This is a genomic window from Streptomyces nigrescens (assembly GCF_027626975.1).
GTDB classification, from domain to species: Bacteria; Actinomycetota; Actinomycetes; order Streptomycetales; family Streptomycetaceae; genus Streptomyces; species Streptomyces nigrescens.
In genome coordinates this window covers 5,975,673-5,988,928 of sequence record NZ_CP114203.1, presented here as the reverse complement: position 1 = coordinate 5,988,928, position 13,256 = coordinate 5,975,673, and the positions used below count along the sequence as shown (strand labels likewise).

The following is a 13,256-nucleotide window of genomic DNA, read 5'->3' as shown; positions in this document are numbered from 1 at the left end:
GGCTTTCCCCTGGCGCCAGGATTCCCGGCGGCGGCCGGAGTGCCGCCGCCTGCGCCCGGCGCCCCGTCGGTACCCGCCGCCCCGGCCCGGCCCTGGGAGATGTCATCGCTGCTCACCCACCCATTGTCCGCATCGCTTGCACTTTGGCAACAGCGTTGCTTAAGTGGGAGCCATGAGCGAGATGAGCGAGATCAGCGACCCCACCGGCACCGCTGCCCCCGATGGCCCGCTCCGCGTCGGCCTCATCGGCTACGGACTGGCCGGTTCGGTCTTCCACGCCCCCCTGATCGCGGCCACCGACGGCCTGCGGCTCGACATCGTCTCGACCTCCGATCCGGAACGGCAGGCGCAGGCCCGCGCCGAGCATCCCCAGGTCCGCACGGTCGACAGCCCCCAGGCCGTGCTCGACCACGCCGCGGACCTCGATCTGATCGTGCTGGCGTCGCCCAACAAGACCCATGTGCCGCTCGCCACCGCCGCGTTGGAGGCCGGTCTGCCGGTGGTCGTCGACAAGCCGCTGGCCGCGACCGCCGCCGAGGCCGAGAAGCTCGCCGCGCTCGCCGACGACCGCGGCCTGCTGCTCTCCGTCTTCCAGAACCGCCGCTGGGACAACGACTTCCGCACCGTCCGCAAGCTGATCGAGGAGGGCGCGCTCGGCGACATCCAGCGCTTCGAGTCCCGCTTCGAGCGCTGGCGCCCGCAGCCCAAGGGCGGCTGGCGCGAGTCCGGCGACCCGGCGGAGATCGGCGGGCTGCTCTACGACCTCGGCAGCCACCTCGTCGACCAGGCGCTGACCCTGTTCGGCCCGGTCGTCTCGGTCTACGCCGAGTCCGACATCCGGCGTCCGGGCGCGGAGGCCGACGACGACACCTTCCTCGCCCTCACCCACGCGAACGGCGTCCGCTGCCATCTGTGGGTGAGCGCCACCACCGCCATGCTCGGCCCGCGCTTCCGGGTGCTGGGCAGCCGGGCGGGCTATGTGAAGCACGGTCTGGACCCGCAGGAGGCCGCGCTGCGCGAGGGGCTGCGGCCCGGCACCGAGGGCGTCGAGTGGGGCGTCGAACCGGAGTCGTGCCGGGGTCGGCTCGGCGCCGGTTCGTCCCCGCAGACCGGCGGCGGTGAGCCCGTACCGACCCTGCCGGGCGACTACCCCGCCTATTACGCCGCGATCGCCCGGGCGCTCCGCGAGGGCGGCCGGCCGCCGGTCACCGCCACCGAGGCCGCGGCCGCACTGCGCGTCCTGGAAGCCGCCAAGCTCTCCGCCGCCGAAGGCCGTACGGTCCGGATCGAGGCGCGCGCATGAGCCCGGCCGGTCCGCGCCCGGCGGACGACGGCGAGATCCGCGAACTGGCCGCACAGGAGGAGCGGCTGGTCCTCGACACCTTCAGCAACGACGACGCCTGGCAGCTGGGCTCGCTGCTGGTGGAGCTGGCGCAGGAGCGCGGCGCCGCGGTGACGATCGGCATCCGGCGCGGCGCCCAGCAGCTGTTCCACTGCGCTCTCCCCGGCACCTCCGCCGACAACGACGCCTGGATCGCCCGCAAGTCCGCCGTCGTCGAACGCTACGCCGAGTCCTCGTACCTGGTCGGCGCCCGCTTCCGCGCCAAGGGCCGCACCTTCGAGGACTCCTCCCGCCTGGACCCGGACCGCTACGCCGCCCACGGCGGCGCCTTCCCCCTCCGGCTGCGCGGCACGGGCGTCGTCGGGGTGGTAGCGGTCTCCGGCCTGCCCCAGGCCGACGACCATGCGCTGGTGGTCGAGGCACTGGAGCGGTACCTGGCAACGGGCTGACGGGGACGCGGAGGCAGGGAAGCGAAGACGCGGGAACGGAGGCGGGGAAGCGGAGGCGGGGAAGCGGAGGCACGGGAGCGGAGACGCGGTACGCCGCTCGGGGAGACGACCCCGGGACCGAAGGCCGCCCCCGAACCCGCCCCCGGCCCCGCCCCCTCAGGCGTCCTTGAGTTCCTGCCGCTGCCGTCCCAGCCCGTCGATCTCCAGCTCCACGACGTCGCCGGACCGCAGATACGGCTTGGGCTCCGGGTGACCCATGGCGACGCCGGCCGGGGTGCCGGTGTTGATGACGTCGCCCGGGTAGAGGGTCATGAACCGGCTCACGTAGCGGACCACTTCGGCCACCGGGAAGATCTGCTCGGCGGTGGTGCCGTCCTGCTTCAGCTCGCCGTTGACCCACAGTCGCAGGCCGAGGTTCTGCGGGTCGGGCACCTCGTCGGCGGTCACCAGCCAGGGGCCCAGCGGGTTGAACGTCTCGCAGTTCTTGCCCTTGTCCCACTGGCCGCCACGCTCGATCTGGAAGGCGCGCTCGGAGACATCGTGCGCCACCGCGTAGCCGGCCACCGCCGCCAGCGCCTGCGCGTCGCTCTCCAGGTAGCGGGCGGTCCGTCCGATGACGACGGCCAGCTCCACCTCCCAGTCGGTCTTCACGCTGTCCCGCGGGACCAGCACGGTGTCGTCGGGGCCGACGACCGTGTCCGGGGCCTTCATGAAGAGGATCGGCTCCGCGGGGGTCGCGGCGCCCGTCTCCCGGGCGTGGTCGTGGTAGTTCAGCCCGATGCACACGATCTTGCCGATCCGGGCCACCGGCGGGCCGGTGCGCAGCCCGGCCGGATCGAGCCTCGGCAGCTCACCGGAGGCGGCGGCGGTACGGAGCTGCGCCAGTTTCGCCTCGTCGGCGAGGAGCGCTCCGTCGATGTCCGGCACCAGGCCCGACAGGTCCCGCAGAGTCCCGGTCCCGTCGAGCAGCGCCGGGCGTTCGGCCCCCACCGTTCCGACACGCAGCAGCTTCATCGGTTCAACTCCCGTGGTCGAAGGTCGGCCGGGAAGGGGTCTCCCCGGCCGGCCGATGGGGGACGGCCATCGAGCGATTTGGCTGATCCTCCAAGAACGGGGTCCAGTCCGCAAGACCCCGTTCACGGACTGGACCGTTACTGAGGGGTAGTAACGATGTGCCCGGGAGCCCCGCCGCCGGACTGCGAACCCGCCTCGCCGGCCGGGCGGGAGCCGTTCCGGGAGTCGGCCTCGGTACGGGAGTTGGCCCGGGAGCCGACCGGCGCCGCCACCCTGGCGTGGGCGCTGCCCTGCGAGTTGGCCTGCGAGTTGGCCTGGGAGTTGGCCTGGGAGTTGGCCCTGGCGCGGGCCGCCCGCTGCCGGGCCGCGCGGCTCTTCGGCGTACGCCGGCCCGCCCGCTGCTGTGCCGGGCCCTGCCGCGGTGCGCGCCCACCCGACGCCCCGTCAGCCGCCGCGGCCGCCGGCGCACCGGCCGGGGACGTCTGCTCCCCGGCGGGCGCGGCCTTCCCCTTGAGGGCCGGAGTCACCTTCCCCTTGGCCGAGGCGGTCTTCCCCTTCGCCGCCGCAGCCCCCGCGATGTCCGTCTCCTGTGCGTCGCGCGATGCGCGGTCCCGGTGCAGCAGCGCCCGCTCGCACGCCGTCCAGGTCGTCGTCGTGACCATGTAGAGGCCGGCGGCCAGCGGCACCACCGCCACCGTGATCAGCGTGCCGAAGGACAGCAGCGGCATCACCTTGGCCATCGAGGCCATACCGGGCAGTGCGGCGTTGCCCGCGGCCGGCTGCGGGGCCTTGGCCATCGTGGCCCGGGCGCGCCGGAAGTTCCAGGTGGCGACCGCCGCGATCAGCGCGAAGAGCCCGAGGTAGACCAGCCCCTGCGGCCCGAAGAGCCCGCCGTCGGCGAGCGCCCCGGTCCAGTGCCCGCCGAGCGGCGCACCCAGCAGCGTGTGGTCCAGCAGGCCCCCGCTCCCGGTCGAGAACAGGTGGTACATCACGAAGAAGACGGGCAGTTGCAGCAGGGTCGGCAGACAGCCGGCGAGCGGCGAGGAGCCGGTCTTGGCGTACAGGTCGGCCGTCGCCTTCTGCAGCCGCTCGGGGTTGCCCTTGTGCTTGCGCTGGAGTTCGGCGAGCTGCGGGGCGAGCGCCGTACGGGCCTTCTCGCCGCGGGCCGCGGCGCGGGCGAGGGGGTGCAGCGCGGCGCGGACCCCCAGGGTGAACAGAACGATGGCGGCGGCCATGGCCGCGGTGCCGAAGAGCGGGGCGATCGCCTGGGCGCCGTGCGCCAGCGCCTCGCCGAGGAAGCCGAACATGGACATGGGTGAGCCCTCCACGGGTCTCGTCGTGCCGGGATGTGGATTCGGCGTGACGAGCCGCGCGGACGCGGAAAGCGGTACGGGGACCGGACCGTGCGCCTACGCGGCCGTCGGGAGGGGACGGCCCGGTGCCCGGGGACGCGGGCGGCCGGCCGCGTCGGGATCACGTTGTGGCAGGAAGGCCGTACGCCGCTCGCGGTCGCGGATGGCCGTACGGATCCGGCCCGGTGGGACGGGCCGGGCGCAGGCCGCGATCAGGAAGGCGCGGCACAGGAGCATCAGCGCGGTGGTGGTCGCGGCGGCGGTCAGGGCCGTGGTGAGACCGGTCTGCGTGAGCAGGAATCCGGCCAGGACGAAGAACAGCGCTGAGGTGTACAGGCGCCAGGCGTCGACGATGCGGTACATCCAGCGCCCTCCTCAGGTTGTCCGGTCGTCAAGACTTGTCGTCTTCCGCTCAAGAGTAGCCACACATCTGGGCAGCCGGGAGACCGGCCGGTAGCTTGCGCCCTCCCTGCCGTCGGGGACGGCGGGGAGCAGGGGGAAATCAAGGGGGAACACCTAGGAGGTGCTGTGCGCGACATCAGCGTTCCGGCCCTGGCGGCTGTGCTGCGGACCGGCGGCCTGGCCGACTCGGTCTTCGACACCGCCGCCCACCAGCCGGATTTCGCTCAGCTCGCCCGCCGCGACGACCGGACACCGGGCAGCTGGCAGGAGGTGTCGGCGGCGGAATTCCGCGACGAGGTCATGGCCCTGGCCAGGGGGCTGCTGGCGGACGGGATACGGCCCGGCACCCGGGTCGCGCTGATGTCCCGTACGCGCTACGAGTGGACCCTGTTCAGTTATGCGCTGTGGGCGATCGGCGGGCAGCTCGTCCCGGTCTATCCGACCGCCTCGGCCGAGCAGCTGCGCTGCATCCTCGCCGGGGCGAAGGTCACCGCGATCGTCGTGGAGAACGAGGCGCAGGCCATGACCGTGGCCGAGGCCTGCGACGAACGGGCCAGGCTGCGCCGGCTGTGGCAGCTGGACCTGGACTGCGTCCGGCGGCTGACGGAGGAGGGCACCCGGCTGACCGAGGCCGATGTGCACCGGCTGCGGCACGCGGTCACCCCGGACGCCGTCGCGGCGATCGTGTACACCTCGGGGACCACCGGACGCCCGCGCGGCTGTGTGATCACCCACGCCAATCTCGCCGCGGGGTGCGACACCCTCTACGCGGGCTGGGGCGGGCTGCTGGCCGCGCCCGGCGAACGCCCGTCGCTGCTGGCCTTCCTGCCGTTCGCGCACATCTACGGGCTGATGGTGCAGGTGGCGTGTCTGCGCGGCGGGGTGAAGCTCGCCCATCAGCCCGATGTCACCTCGGACGAACTGCTGCCGGCGCTCGCCTCGTTCCGTCCGACGTTCCTGTTCGCGGTGCCGTACGTCTTCGAGAAGATCTGCGCCCGTGCCCGGCAGGCCGCGGAAGAGGCGGGCCGGCGGCGGACGTTCGACGCGGCGATGACGGTGGCGGTGCGCTACGCGGAGGCCCTCGCGGCGGAGGCGCAGGGCACCGGGCGCGGCCCCGACCCGTTCCTGCGGGCCCGGCACGCGCTCTACGACCGGCTGGTGTACTCCCGCATCCGGGAGCTGCTCGGCGGCCGGGTGCGGACCGCGGTCTCCGGCGGCTCACCGCTCTTCCGGGAGCTGGGGCTGCTCTTCGCCGGCGCCGGTATCACCGTCTACGACGGCTACGGCCTGACGGAGACCAGCGGCGCCATCACCGTACAGCCGCCCGGCCGGGTGCGGTTCGGGACGGTGGGCCTGCCGCTGCCGGGCAGTGCGGTGCACCTGGCGCTGGACGGCGAGGTGTGGGTGCGCGGTGCCGTGGTGTTCGCCGGCTATCTCGACGAGGACGACGACACACCGGGCAGCGGGCTGTACGACGGCTGGCTGGCGACCGGCGACCTGGGGCATCTGGACGAGGACGGCTATCTCGTCATCACCGGCCGCAAGAAGGACATCATCATCACCAGCAACGGCAAGAGCGTGGCCCCGCAGGGGCTGGAGCAGCGGCTGTGCGCCCATCCGCTGATCTCGCAGTGTGTGGTGGTCGGCGACAACCGGCCGTATGTGACGGCGCTGATCACACTGGACCCGGAGGCCCTGGACCACTGGCACAAGCTGCGGGAGGCGCCCGGCACGGACTCCGACGCGCCCACACCGGAGGAGCAGCTGCAGGCGGAGGTACGGCGGGCGGTGGCGCGGGCGAACGCCTCGGTGTCCCGGGCCGAGTCGATCCGCGCGTTCCGGGTGCTGCCGGGCGAGTTCAGCCAGGAGTCCGGGCTGGTGACGCCGTCGCTGAAGCTGCGGCGGGCGGCGATCGTACGGCGGTACGCGGCCGAGATCGACGCCCTGTACGCCCAGGGACAGCGTGAGGAGCCCGAGACCCGGCAGGACCGGCGCAGATGGGCCGCGGCGGGCCTGTACGCGCGCTGAGAGCGCAGGGCGGACCGCCTCTGGACGGGCCCGGCCGGGCATACGGCATCCGGCGCACGTCACCCGTATCCGGCCGGGCCCGCCCGCGGCACCGTAGCAGTGCCGCGGCGGGCCCGGCCTTTATTTGTCCAGGGGTGAGGACCCACGACCGCAGGCCCGTCAGGGCACTTAGCGTCCGGTGGCATTCACGTACGGACGATCCGGGAGGCCGTGTGCGGTCGATCCTCAGCAATTCCGCAACATCCGGGCGGACCATCGCCACCGGACTGGTGGTAGCCGCGCTCGTGGCCACGCTCGCGGCACTGCTGCTGCCCGTCCAGCTCTTCGGTGAGACCGCGTCGGCGGCGACGAACACCGTGACCTACGACGATGACGGCGGCGGCACGGTGAACACCCGCTACGGTCCGCTGACCGCCATGGACCGGGACTTCGTACGGAAGGTCAGACTGGCCGGCCTGTGGGAACTGCCCGCGGGCCGCCAGGCGCAGGAACGCGGGCAGACCGCGGCGGTCCGTACCGCTGGCGCCACCCTCGTCGCCGGGCACACCGAACTGGACCGGCGGTCGATCGAGGCCGGCCGGGCCCTGGGCATCTCACTGCCCAACCAGCCCAACGCCGATCAGCAGGGCTGGCTCGCGCAGATGAACGCCGCCCAGGGCGACGAGTTCGCCCCGACGTTCGCCGAGCTGCTGCGGCGGGCCCACGGCAAGGTTTTCGGCCTGGTGGCCATGGTCCGCGACCAGACCAAGAACTCCATGGTGCGCGCCCTGGCGAACCGGGCCAACGACGTCGTCCTGCAGCACATCACGGTGCTGGAGAAGACCGGAAGCGTCGACTTCAACACCCTGCACAGCAGCTAGGGCACGGAGCCCTGGCATGCCACGGCGGCGCGGACGCCGGCCGGGACGACGGCGGACCCCCTCGCCCACGGCGGGGGACGCACCCCGCCCTCCACCACCCGCGAACCGGAAGAAACGACACCCGCACCCAACCGACACCCCTCACATCGGACGAAGCGAAGTGATCTCATGAGGCAACGGCAACAGGCCCATAAACGCTCGCGTTTGACGAACAGAATGCTGATCGGCGCCACCGCCCTGCTGCTGGGCGGCGGCGGTCTGGCCGCCTACGCCACCACGGCGCTGGCCGGCAACAACACCCCGGACGCGGCGGCCGGCCATTCCCAGCACACCGCGAGCGCCTTCACGCTCTCCTGCCCCGATGTGGGCGAACGGCTGCGCCAGGTACCCCGCAGCGCCAAGCTCCCGGTCTCCAAGGGGCTGTCGGCGCTCGACAAGCAGGTGCACGACGCCTACCACAAGATGATGACGAGCGGCAGCGGCAGCAGCGGCGACAGCGTCCTCAACGGGCTGAAGACGAAGCGGCAGACGACCATCAAGATGATGGTCACCGCGATCGCCAAGGACGCCAAACGGCCCGGCTACCTGCTCAAGATGAGCGGCTGCACCATGAAGCCCGTCAACGAGGGCGCGGGCGAGGGCGGCAACGACTCCACGAAGTCCGTGCAGGACGGCTGGTACCAGGGACAGACGCAGAACCAGACCCAGGGCCAGGAGACCGGTCAGGTACAGGGCCAGGACGCCGGTCAGGTGCAGGGCCAGGATCCGGGCCAGGAACAGAACGGCGGGCAGCAGCAGGGCCAGCCCGGCGGCCCCTCCCCCGACGACTTCGTGGACATCAACAACGTCCAGCCGAACGCGGACGCCCCGCCGTTCGCCGCCCCCCAGGGAGGCAACGCCTCGACCGGCACCTTCACCACCGAGTGCGGCCGCAATGAGGACGGCCACTTCAACTCCGACAACGTCATCGTGACGCCGGGCGTCAGCAACGGCGCCCACCACACCCACGACTACGTCGGCAACAAGGCCACCGACGCCTTCTCCGACGACAACAAGCTCGCCGCCTCCGACACCACCTGCAACAACGGCGACCAGTCCACCCACTACTGGCCGGTGCTGCGCAAGCTCGACGGCAACGCCGAGCAGAAGCCGGGCGCCGCGCAGGACGCCAACGTCGGCACGACGCTGACCCCGGCGACGGTGACCCTGACCTTCCGGGGCAGCCAGTCGGGCGAGGTCCGGGAGATGCCGCGCTTCCTGAAGATCATCACCGGCGACGCCAAGGCGTTCACCAACGGCACGAAGAACGCCAACGCCTCCTGGAGCTGCACCGGCTTCGAGGACCGGCAGCTGAAGGACAAGTACCCGCTGTGCCCGCAGGGCTCGCAGGTCGTGCGGACCTTCGCCTTCCAGAACTGCTGGAACGGCCGGGACATCGACAGCGGCAACCACCGCGACCACATGGCGTTCTCCGACCAGAACGGCAACTGCCCGCAAGGCTTCCAGGCGGTCCCGCAGCTCGTCCAGCGGATCACCTACGACGTCCCGCAGGGCAACAGCTTCGCGGTGGACAGCTTCCCCGAACAGCTGCACAAACCGGTGACCGACCACGGTGACTTCATCAACGTGATGCCGGAGAACCTGATGCGCGAGGCGGTCGACTGCATCAACAACGGCCAGGAATGCAACTGACGGACCGGTGGCCCTGAGGCTTACGGGCCTCAGGGCCCTTGGCCGCAGGGGCCCTGGCCTCAGGGCCCTTGGCCGCAGGCCCCCTAGGGGAGACGTCCCCTAAGGGGCCTGTGGGCCCCCTGGACCCGACAACGCAGTGGCCCCGTCCCGGATTCCCGGGGCGGGGCCACTGTGCTGCGCCGAGGTGCTGTCGTGGTGCCGGTGGTACGCCGTCGGACCGGCCGGCCGTCAGCTCAAGGGGCGCGGTGGTTCATCCGTCGGTACTTCAAAGGCCGTTGACGCGGGCCTCACGGGCCATGCCAAGGGGACGTATGGAGGACGCGACGGCGCGGGCGCGGCGGCCGGCCCGTGCACGGTAGCTGCGGACGTGTGCCATCAGACGCCGGCTGCGCAGCGCCATCTCCAGCTCGAAGCGGGTACGCGGGTCACGCAGGACCGGACCGAAGAGCTTCTCGATCTGGCGCAGGCGGTACCGGACCGTCTGCGGGTGCACATGCAAGAGTTTGGCCGCCTCGGGGGCACCTCCTCCTTCCAGCCACGCCAGCAGCGTGACTTCGAGCCGTTCGCTCTGCCGGGGCGTCAGCTCCTCCAGCGGACCGAGCCAGCGGGAGGTCAGGGCGTCCGCCAGCGACTCGTCCTGGAGCAGGAGCAGCGCCGAGAGATGGTCGTCGACGAACGCCGGCCGCGACTCCGGGCCGACCCGGCTCGGGGCCAGCGTGAGCAGATACCGCGCCCAACGCAGCGAGGACGCGGTGTCGGTGGCCGGCACCACGTGCCCGACCGCCGCCGGACGGCCCTTGAGCGCCGCCTCCAGGCGGGCCCGGGTCTGGGTGGCCGGGTCGGGCACGAACAGACAGGTGTAGCCCTCGACGTTGCCGATGAGGGCATGGCCCAGCGCCGCGGCGAGTTGGGGTGCCTCGGCGGGGGTGGCGAGAACGACGGCCTGGAGGGTGTCGGGCACCGGCCAGCCCGCGGCGCGGGCCAGCTCGTGCAACCCCTCCTCGGGTACTTCTCGTTGGCCGGCGAGCACGTCGAACAGGTCCTGTCGGGCCCGGGCCACCGGCATCGGTGTGACAACTGAGGGCACTGCCGGAGGTTTACTTTCCGACTCTTTTTGGTACCCCAGAACTGTCAGCAAGGCCTGTTCAAGCGCCCAATGTGCGTCTTCTACGGGAGTATCCCCGAGAAGTGCGGACAATGCGGGAAATCCGCGTTGCAACTCCGCGACCAACTTCTCGGCGAGATCCGGGAGTTCATTTCTCACTACCCGGTTCCACTCGCCGCGGGGACGCGACCAGATGCGGTTCAGGAGATCACACATCGCTACCTCGATCCTGGCGGGGATGCGGTTGGTACAGGGGATTGGCGCCCCCCCGTGCGCCTGAGTCGGCATCATCCGGAGTCCCCCCGCGCGACCGCGATGCCAGTGCAGGAATTTGTCACAGCGCGATAAACCTTACGAAAGCCTGAACACGTTCGGAGATGCTTTTGCACATCCGGATTACGGCCCTGCGTATCCACCCGGTTACAGAATGTTTAGTGTTACCGGGGGTCACCCGAACAAAAGCCCCGGGCAAATACCGCCCCCGGGAGATTTCATAGAAATTCGCATCCCGCACCCGTGCCCTGACACCGGGAGGTCCGATGTCCGCACCGCGTTTGCAGAGCCGGCAGAGCCGCCGCGCTTCACACCGCGCCCGGCCCTCGCCCACCGTGCCCCGCCCCCGGCGCCCTCCTCACGAACCCGGCCCGCCGGACCGGCGGGCTCCCGGCGGCGGCTTCGCCGGAACTGCCGTGCTCCGTCCGGCGCTTCCCGCGGCCCTGCTGCTCTTCATCGCCGTCACCCTGCACTCGGGTGCGGCGGACACCCTCATGCGCTTCCTGGACTTCGGCGCCGGAGTCCTCGCGCTGGTCTCGCTGTCGGTCACCGTGCTGTGGGGCCTGGCCGCCACCGACCGGATGGTGCTGCACTCCGGCCACCGGCTGCTCGCCCAGGCCGTGCACCGCGGCACCGCGGTCGCCGGCCTCGGCTTCCTCGGCCTGCACATCTGGGTGAAGATCGCCGAGGGCCACACCGGCGCCGCGGCCGCCGCCGTGCCGTTCACCGACGGCGCCCGGCCGGGCCTCATCGGCCTCGGCACCCTCGCCGCCTACACGTTCATCGCCGTCGCCGTGACCGGCGCGGTGCGCGGCGCCTTCACCGGCCTGACCGGCGCCCGCTGGTGGCGGGCGCTGCACATGTGCGCCTACCTCGCCTGGGGCCTCGCCCTGGTGCACGGCCTCAAGTCCGGCCGTGCGGCGGCCGGCTGGGCCGTCGCCGGCTATGCCATCTGTCTCACGGCGGTGGCCGTACGACTCGCCCTGCGGCTGCGCGACGCACGCAGGAACACAGGAGAACTCCCATGACCGCCCCCGCCCCCACCCAACTGCTGCCGGTTCTCGCCGAGGCCGAGCCCGTACCGACGCTGGCGTCCTTCGGACCGCCGCGTCTGCTGGCCGGCCTCGACGAGATACCCCGCATGGACCGGGTGGCCCATCTGTCCCGGCACGGCAGTCTCCCCCAGCTCACCCCTCAGGAGCTGGTGGCGCTGGCCGAGGACATCGATCTGCGCGGCCGCGGCGGCGCGGGCTTCCCCTTCGCCCGCAAGCTGACGGCCGTCATCGACGGGATGAAGCGCGCGGACGGCAAGGGCGCGGTGGTCGTCAACGGCAGCGAGGGCGAGCCCAGTTGCCTCAAGGACACCGCGATGCTGCTGCACGCCCCGCATCTGGTGCTCGACGGCGCGCTGCTGGCCGCCGACGCGCTCGGCGCGCAGGAGGTCGCCCTCGGGGTGACCCGCACCGACGTCCTGACCTCCGTGCAGCGCGCCATCGACGAACGCGGTCCGGTCCGGCCGGCTTTACGGGTCACCCTGCTCACCGAACGGTTCGTCACCGGCGAGGGCTCCGCCATGACGAACGGGCTGAGCGGCGGCCCCGGGCTGCCCTCGGGCCGCAAGATCCGCTCCAGCGAGCGCGGACTCAACGGTGTGCCGACCCTGCTGTCGAACACCGAGACCTACGCCCAGCTCGCCGTGGCGGCCCGCCTCGGGGCGCTCGGCTACCGCACCGCGGGCCTGCCCACCGAGCCCGGCACGCTGCTGCTGACGGTCGCCGGCAGCCGGGTGGTGGAGGTCCCCTACGGCGTCTCGCTGGCCCGGGTCCTGGCGCTGTGCGGCATGGACCAGGGGCAGGGCGTGCTGATCGGCGGCTACCACGGCACCTTCATCTCCCCGGCGGACGCGCTGACCGCGAACCTGTCGAAGGAGTCGCTGGCCGAGTACAACGCGGTGCTCGGCGCCGGGGCGGTGCTGCCGATCCCGTACGACACCTGTCCCGCGGGCGAGACCGTACGCGTCGCCCAGTGGATGGCCGCCGAGTCGGCCGGCCAGTGCGGCCCCTGTGTGCTGGGCCTGCCCGCGCTCGCCGACCAGCTCGACCGCGCCGTACGGGGCGGCGGGGAGAGCGCCCTGGAAGCCGTGCAGACCCGGATGCGGGCCGTGGAGAAGCGCGGCGCCTGCAGCCACCCGGACGGCACCTCACGCTTCGTCGCCTCGGCCCTGCGGTCCTTCCCCGAGGAGTTCGAGCGGCATGCGAAGGGGTTCGGCTGCGGCCGCCCGGTGACCGGTGCCCTGCCGGTCACGGGGAACCCGCCGCTGGCGGTCACCGCCCCCGCCCCCGCCCCGGCGCGGGTGTCCGCGCCGCCGCAGGAACGGCTGCTGGTCGACTGGACGCTGTGCCGCGGCCACGGCCTGTGCGCCGATGTCGTGCCCGGCGTCGTGAAGCTCGGCGCGGACGGCTATCCGCAGTCCGCCAGCATGCCGCTGCCGGCCCGGATGCGGCGCCGCGCCCAGCTCGCGGTGCGCCGCTGCCCGGCGCTGGCCATGCGGGTGCAGGGCGGCAACTGACGTGCCGTACAGGCTTTTTGCGCCCGGAGAAAATTCTTCGGCGCCGTTGAACGCCCGGCACCCCGTAGCGCGTATTCCCCGGGCGACGGCACCCCGCCGTCGCCCGGACGGGAACTGAACGGGCGACCGGACGAGCAACACAGTCACCACCTCAGCAAGCGACGGAACCA

The 13,256-nt window shown here is 72.3% G+C and carries 11 protein-coding genes; 7 read left to right on the top strand and 4 right to left on the bottom strand.

Annotation, left to right across the window (positions count from 1 at the left end; all coding sequences use genetic code 11):
- Positions 1-181: 181 nt before the first annotated feature.
- Together STRNI_RS26710 and STRNI_RS26705 are read left to right on the top strand one after the other, a co-directional pair.
- Entirely contained in the window at positions 182-1,303 is a 1,122-nt protein-coding gene (locus tag STRNI_RS26710) for a Gfo/Idh/MocA family oxidoreductase (protein ID WP_266443300.1), read from the top strand.
- Positions 1,300-1,791 (top strand): heme-degrading domain-containing protein, encoded by a 492-nt coding sequence (locus STRNI_RS26705; RefSeq protein WP_159488153.1) that lies wholly within the window; start codon positions 1,300-1,302, stop codon positions 1,789-1,791. The genes STRNI_RS26710 and STRNI_RS26705 overlap by 4 nt, the downstream gene beginning before the upstream one ends.
- Positions 1,792-1,947: 156 nt before the next feature.
- On the opposite strand, the gene STRNI_RS26700 is transcribed toward STRNI_RS26705, so the two are convergent.
- The 3 genes from STRNI_RS26700 to STRNI_RS26690 form a co-directional block, all read right to left on the bottom strand.
- Positions 1,948-2,805: a fumarylacetoacetate hydrolase family protein gene (locus STRNI_RS26700; protein WP_159488152.1), complete on the bottom strand. Its 858-nt coding sequence runs from the start codon at positions 2,803-2,805 to the stop codon at positions 1,948-1,950.
- A 137-nt stretch (positions 2,806-2,942) separates the two neighbouring features.
- A complete protein-coding gene (locus STRNI_RS26695) occupies positions 2,943-4,118 on the bottom strand; it encodes a YidC/Oxa1 family membrane protein insertase (protein ID WP_277412147.1) in 1,176 nt (391 codons plus the stop codon).
- 96 nt (positions 4,119-4,214) lie between these two features.
- Positions 4,215-4,520: a DUF6412 domain-containing protein gene (locus tag STRNI_RS26690; protein ID WP_159488150.1), complete on the bottom strand. Its 306-nt coding sequence runs from the start codon at positions 4,518-4,520 to the stop codon at positions 4,215-4,217.
- 165 nt (positions 4,521-4,685) lie between these two features.
- Between STRNI_RS26690 and STRNI_RS26685 the strand changes: the two genes are divergently transcribed.
- From STRNI_RS26685 to STRNI_RS26675, 3 genes are all read left to right on the top strand, one after another.
- Positions 4,686-6,587 (top strand): AMP-dependent synthetase/ligase, encoded by a 1,902-nt coding sequence (locus tag STRNI_RS26685; protein ID WP_277412146.1) that lies wholly within the window; start codon positions 4,686-4,688, stop codon positions 6,585-6,587.
- A 212-nt stretch (positions 6,588-6,799) separates the two neighbouring features.
- The gene (locus STRNI_RS26680) at positions 6,800-7,447 is read left to right on the top strand and encodes a DUF4142 domain-containing protein (protein ID WP_018091335.1); all 648 of its coding nucleotides are present in this window, start codon (positions 6,800-6,802) and stop codon (positions 7,445-7,447) included.
- Positions 7,448-7,663: 216 nt separating this feature from the next.
- A complete protein-coding gene (locus tag STRNI_RS26675) occupies positions 7,664-9,139 on the top strand; it encodes a DUF1996 domain-containing protein (protein WP_266443297.1) in 1,476 nt (491 codons plus the stop codon).
- A 265-nt stretch (positions 9,140-9,404) separates the two neighbouring features.
- Here the strand turns inward: STRNI_RS26675 and STRNI_RS26670 are convergent, their stop codons facing one another.
- Positions 9,405-10,226, bottom strand: coding sequence for a PucR family transcriptional regulator (locus tag STRNI_RS26670; protein ID WP_229838178.1), 822 nt, complete (start codon positions 10,224-10,226; stop codon positions 9,405-9,407).
- Positions 10,227-10,933: 707 nt separating this feature from the next.
- Here STRNI_RS26670 and STRNI_RS26665 point away from each other — a divergent pair.
- Entirely contained in the window at positions 10,934-11,545 is a 612-nt protein-coding gene (locus STRNI_RS26665; RefSeq protein ID WP_018091332.1) for a hypothetical protein, read from the top strand.
- Complete coding sequence (locus STRNI_RS26660; RefSeq protein WP_277412145.1) at positions 11,542-13,086, top strand: NADH-quinone oxidoreductase subunit NuoF family protein; 1,545 nt, start codon at positions 11,542-11,544, stop codon at positions 13,084-13,086. The genes STRNI_RS26665 and STRNI_RS26660 overlap by 4 nt, the downstream gene beginning before the upstream one ends.
- The last annotated feature ends 170 nt before the right edge of the window (positions 13,087-13,256 follow it).

Excerpts from the sequence above, each read along its gene's own strand:
- STRNI_RS26700 (WP_159488152.1), bottom strand. The coding sequence starts at position 2,805 with ATGAAGCTGCTGCGTGTCGGAACGGTGGGGGCCGAACGCCCGGCGCTG.
- STRNI_RS26710 (WP_266443300.1), top strand. The coding sequence starts at position 182 with ATGAGCGAGATCAGCGACCCCACCGGCACCGCTGCCCCCGATGGCCCG.
- STRNI_RS26675 (WP_266443297.1), top strand. The coding sequence starts at position 7,664 with ATGCTGATCGGCGCCACCGCCCTGCTGCTGGGCGGCGGCGGTCTGGCC.
- STRNI_RS26705 (WP_159488153.1), top strand. The coding sequence starts at position 1,300 with ATGAGCCCGGCCGGTCCGCGCCCGGCGGACGACGGCGAGATCCGCGAA.
- STRNI_RS26660 (WP_277412145.1), top strand. The coding sequence starts at position 11,542 with ATGACCGCCCCCGCCCCCACCCAACTGCTGCCGGTTCTCGCCGAGGCC.
- STRNI_RS26690 (WP_159488150.1), bottom strand. The coding sequence starts at position 4,520 with ATGTACCGCATCGTCGACGCCTGGCGCCTGTACACCTCAGCGCTGTTC.
- STRNI_RS26695 (WP_277412147.1), bottom strand. The coding sequence starts at position 4,118 with ATGTCCATGTTCGGCTTCCTCGGCGAGGCGCTGGCGCACGGCGCCCAG.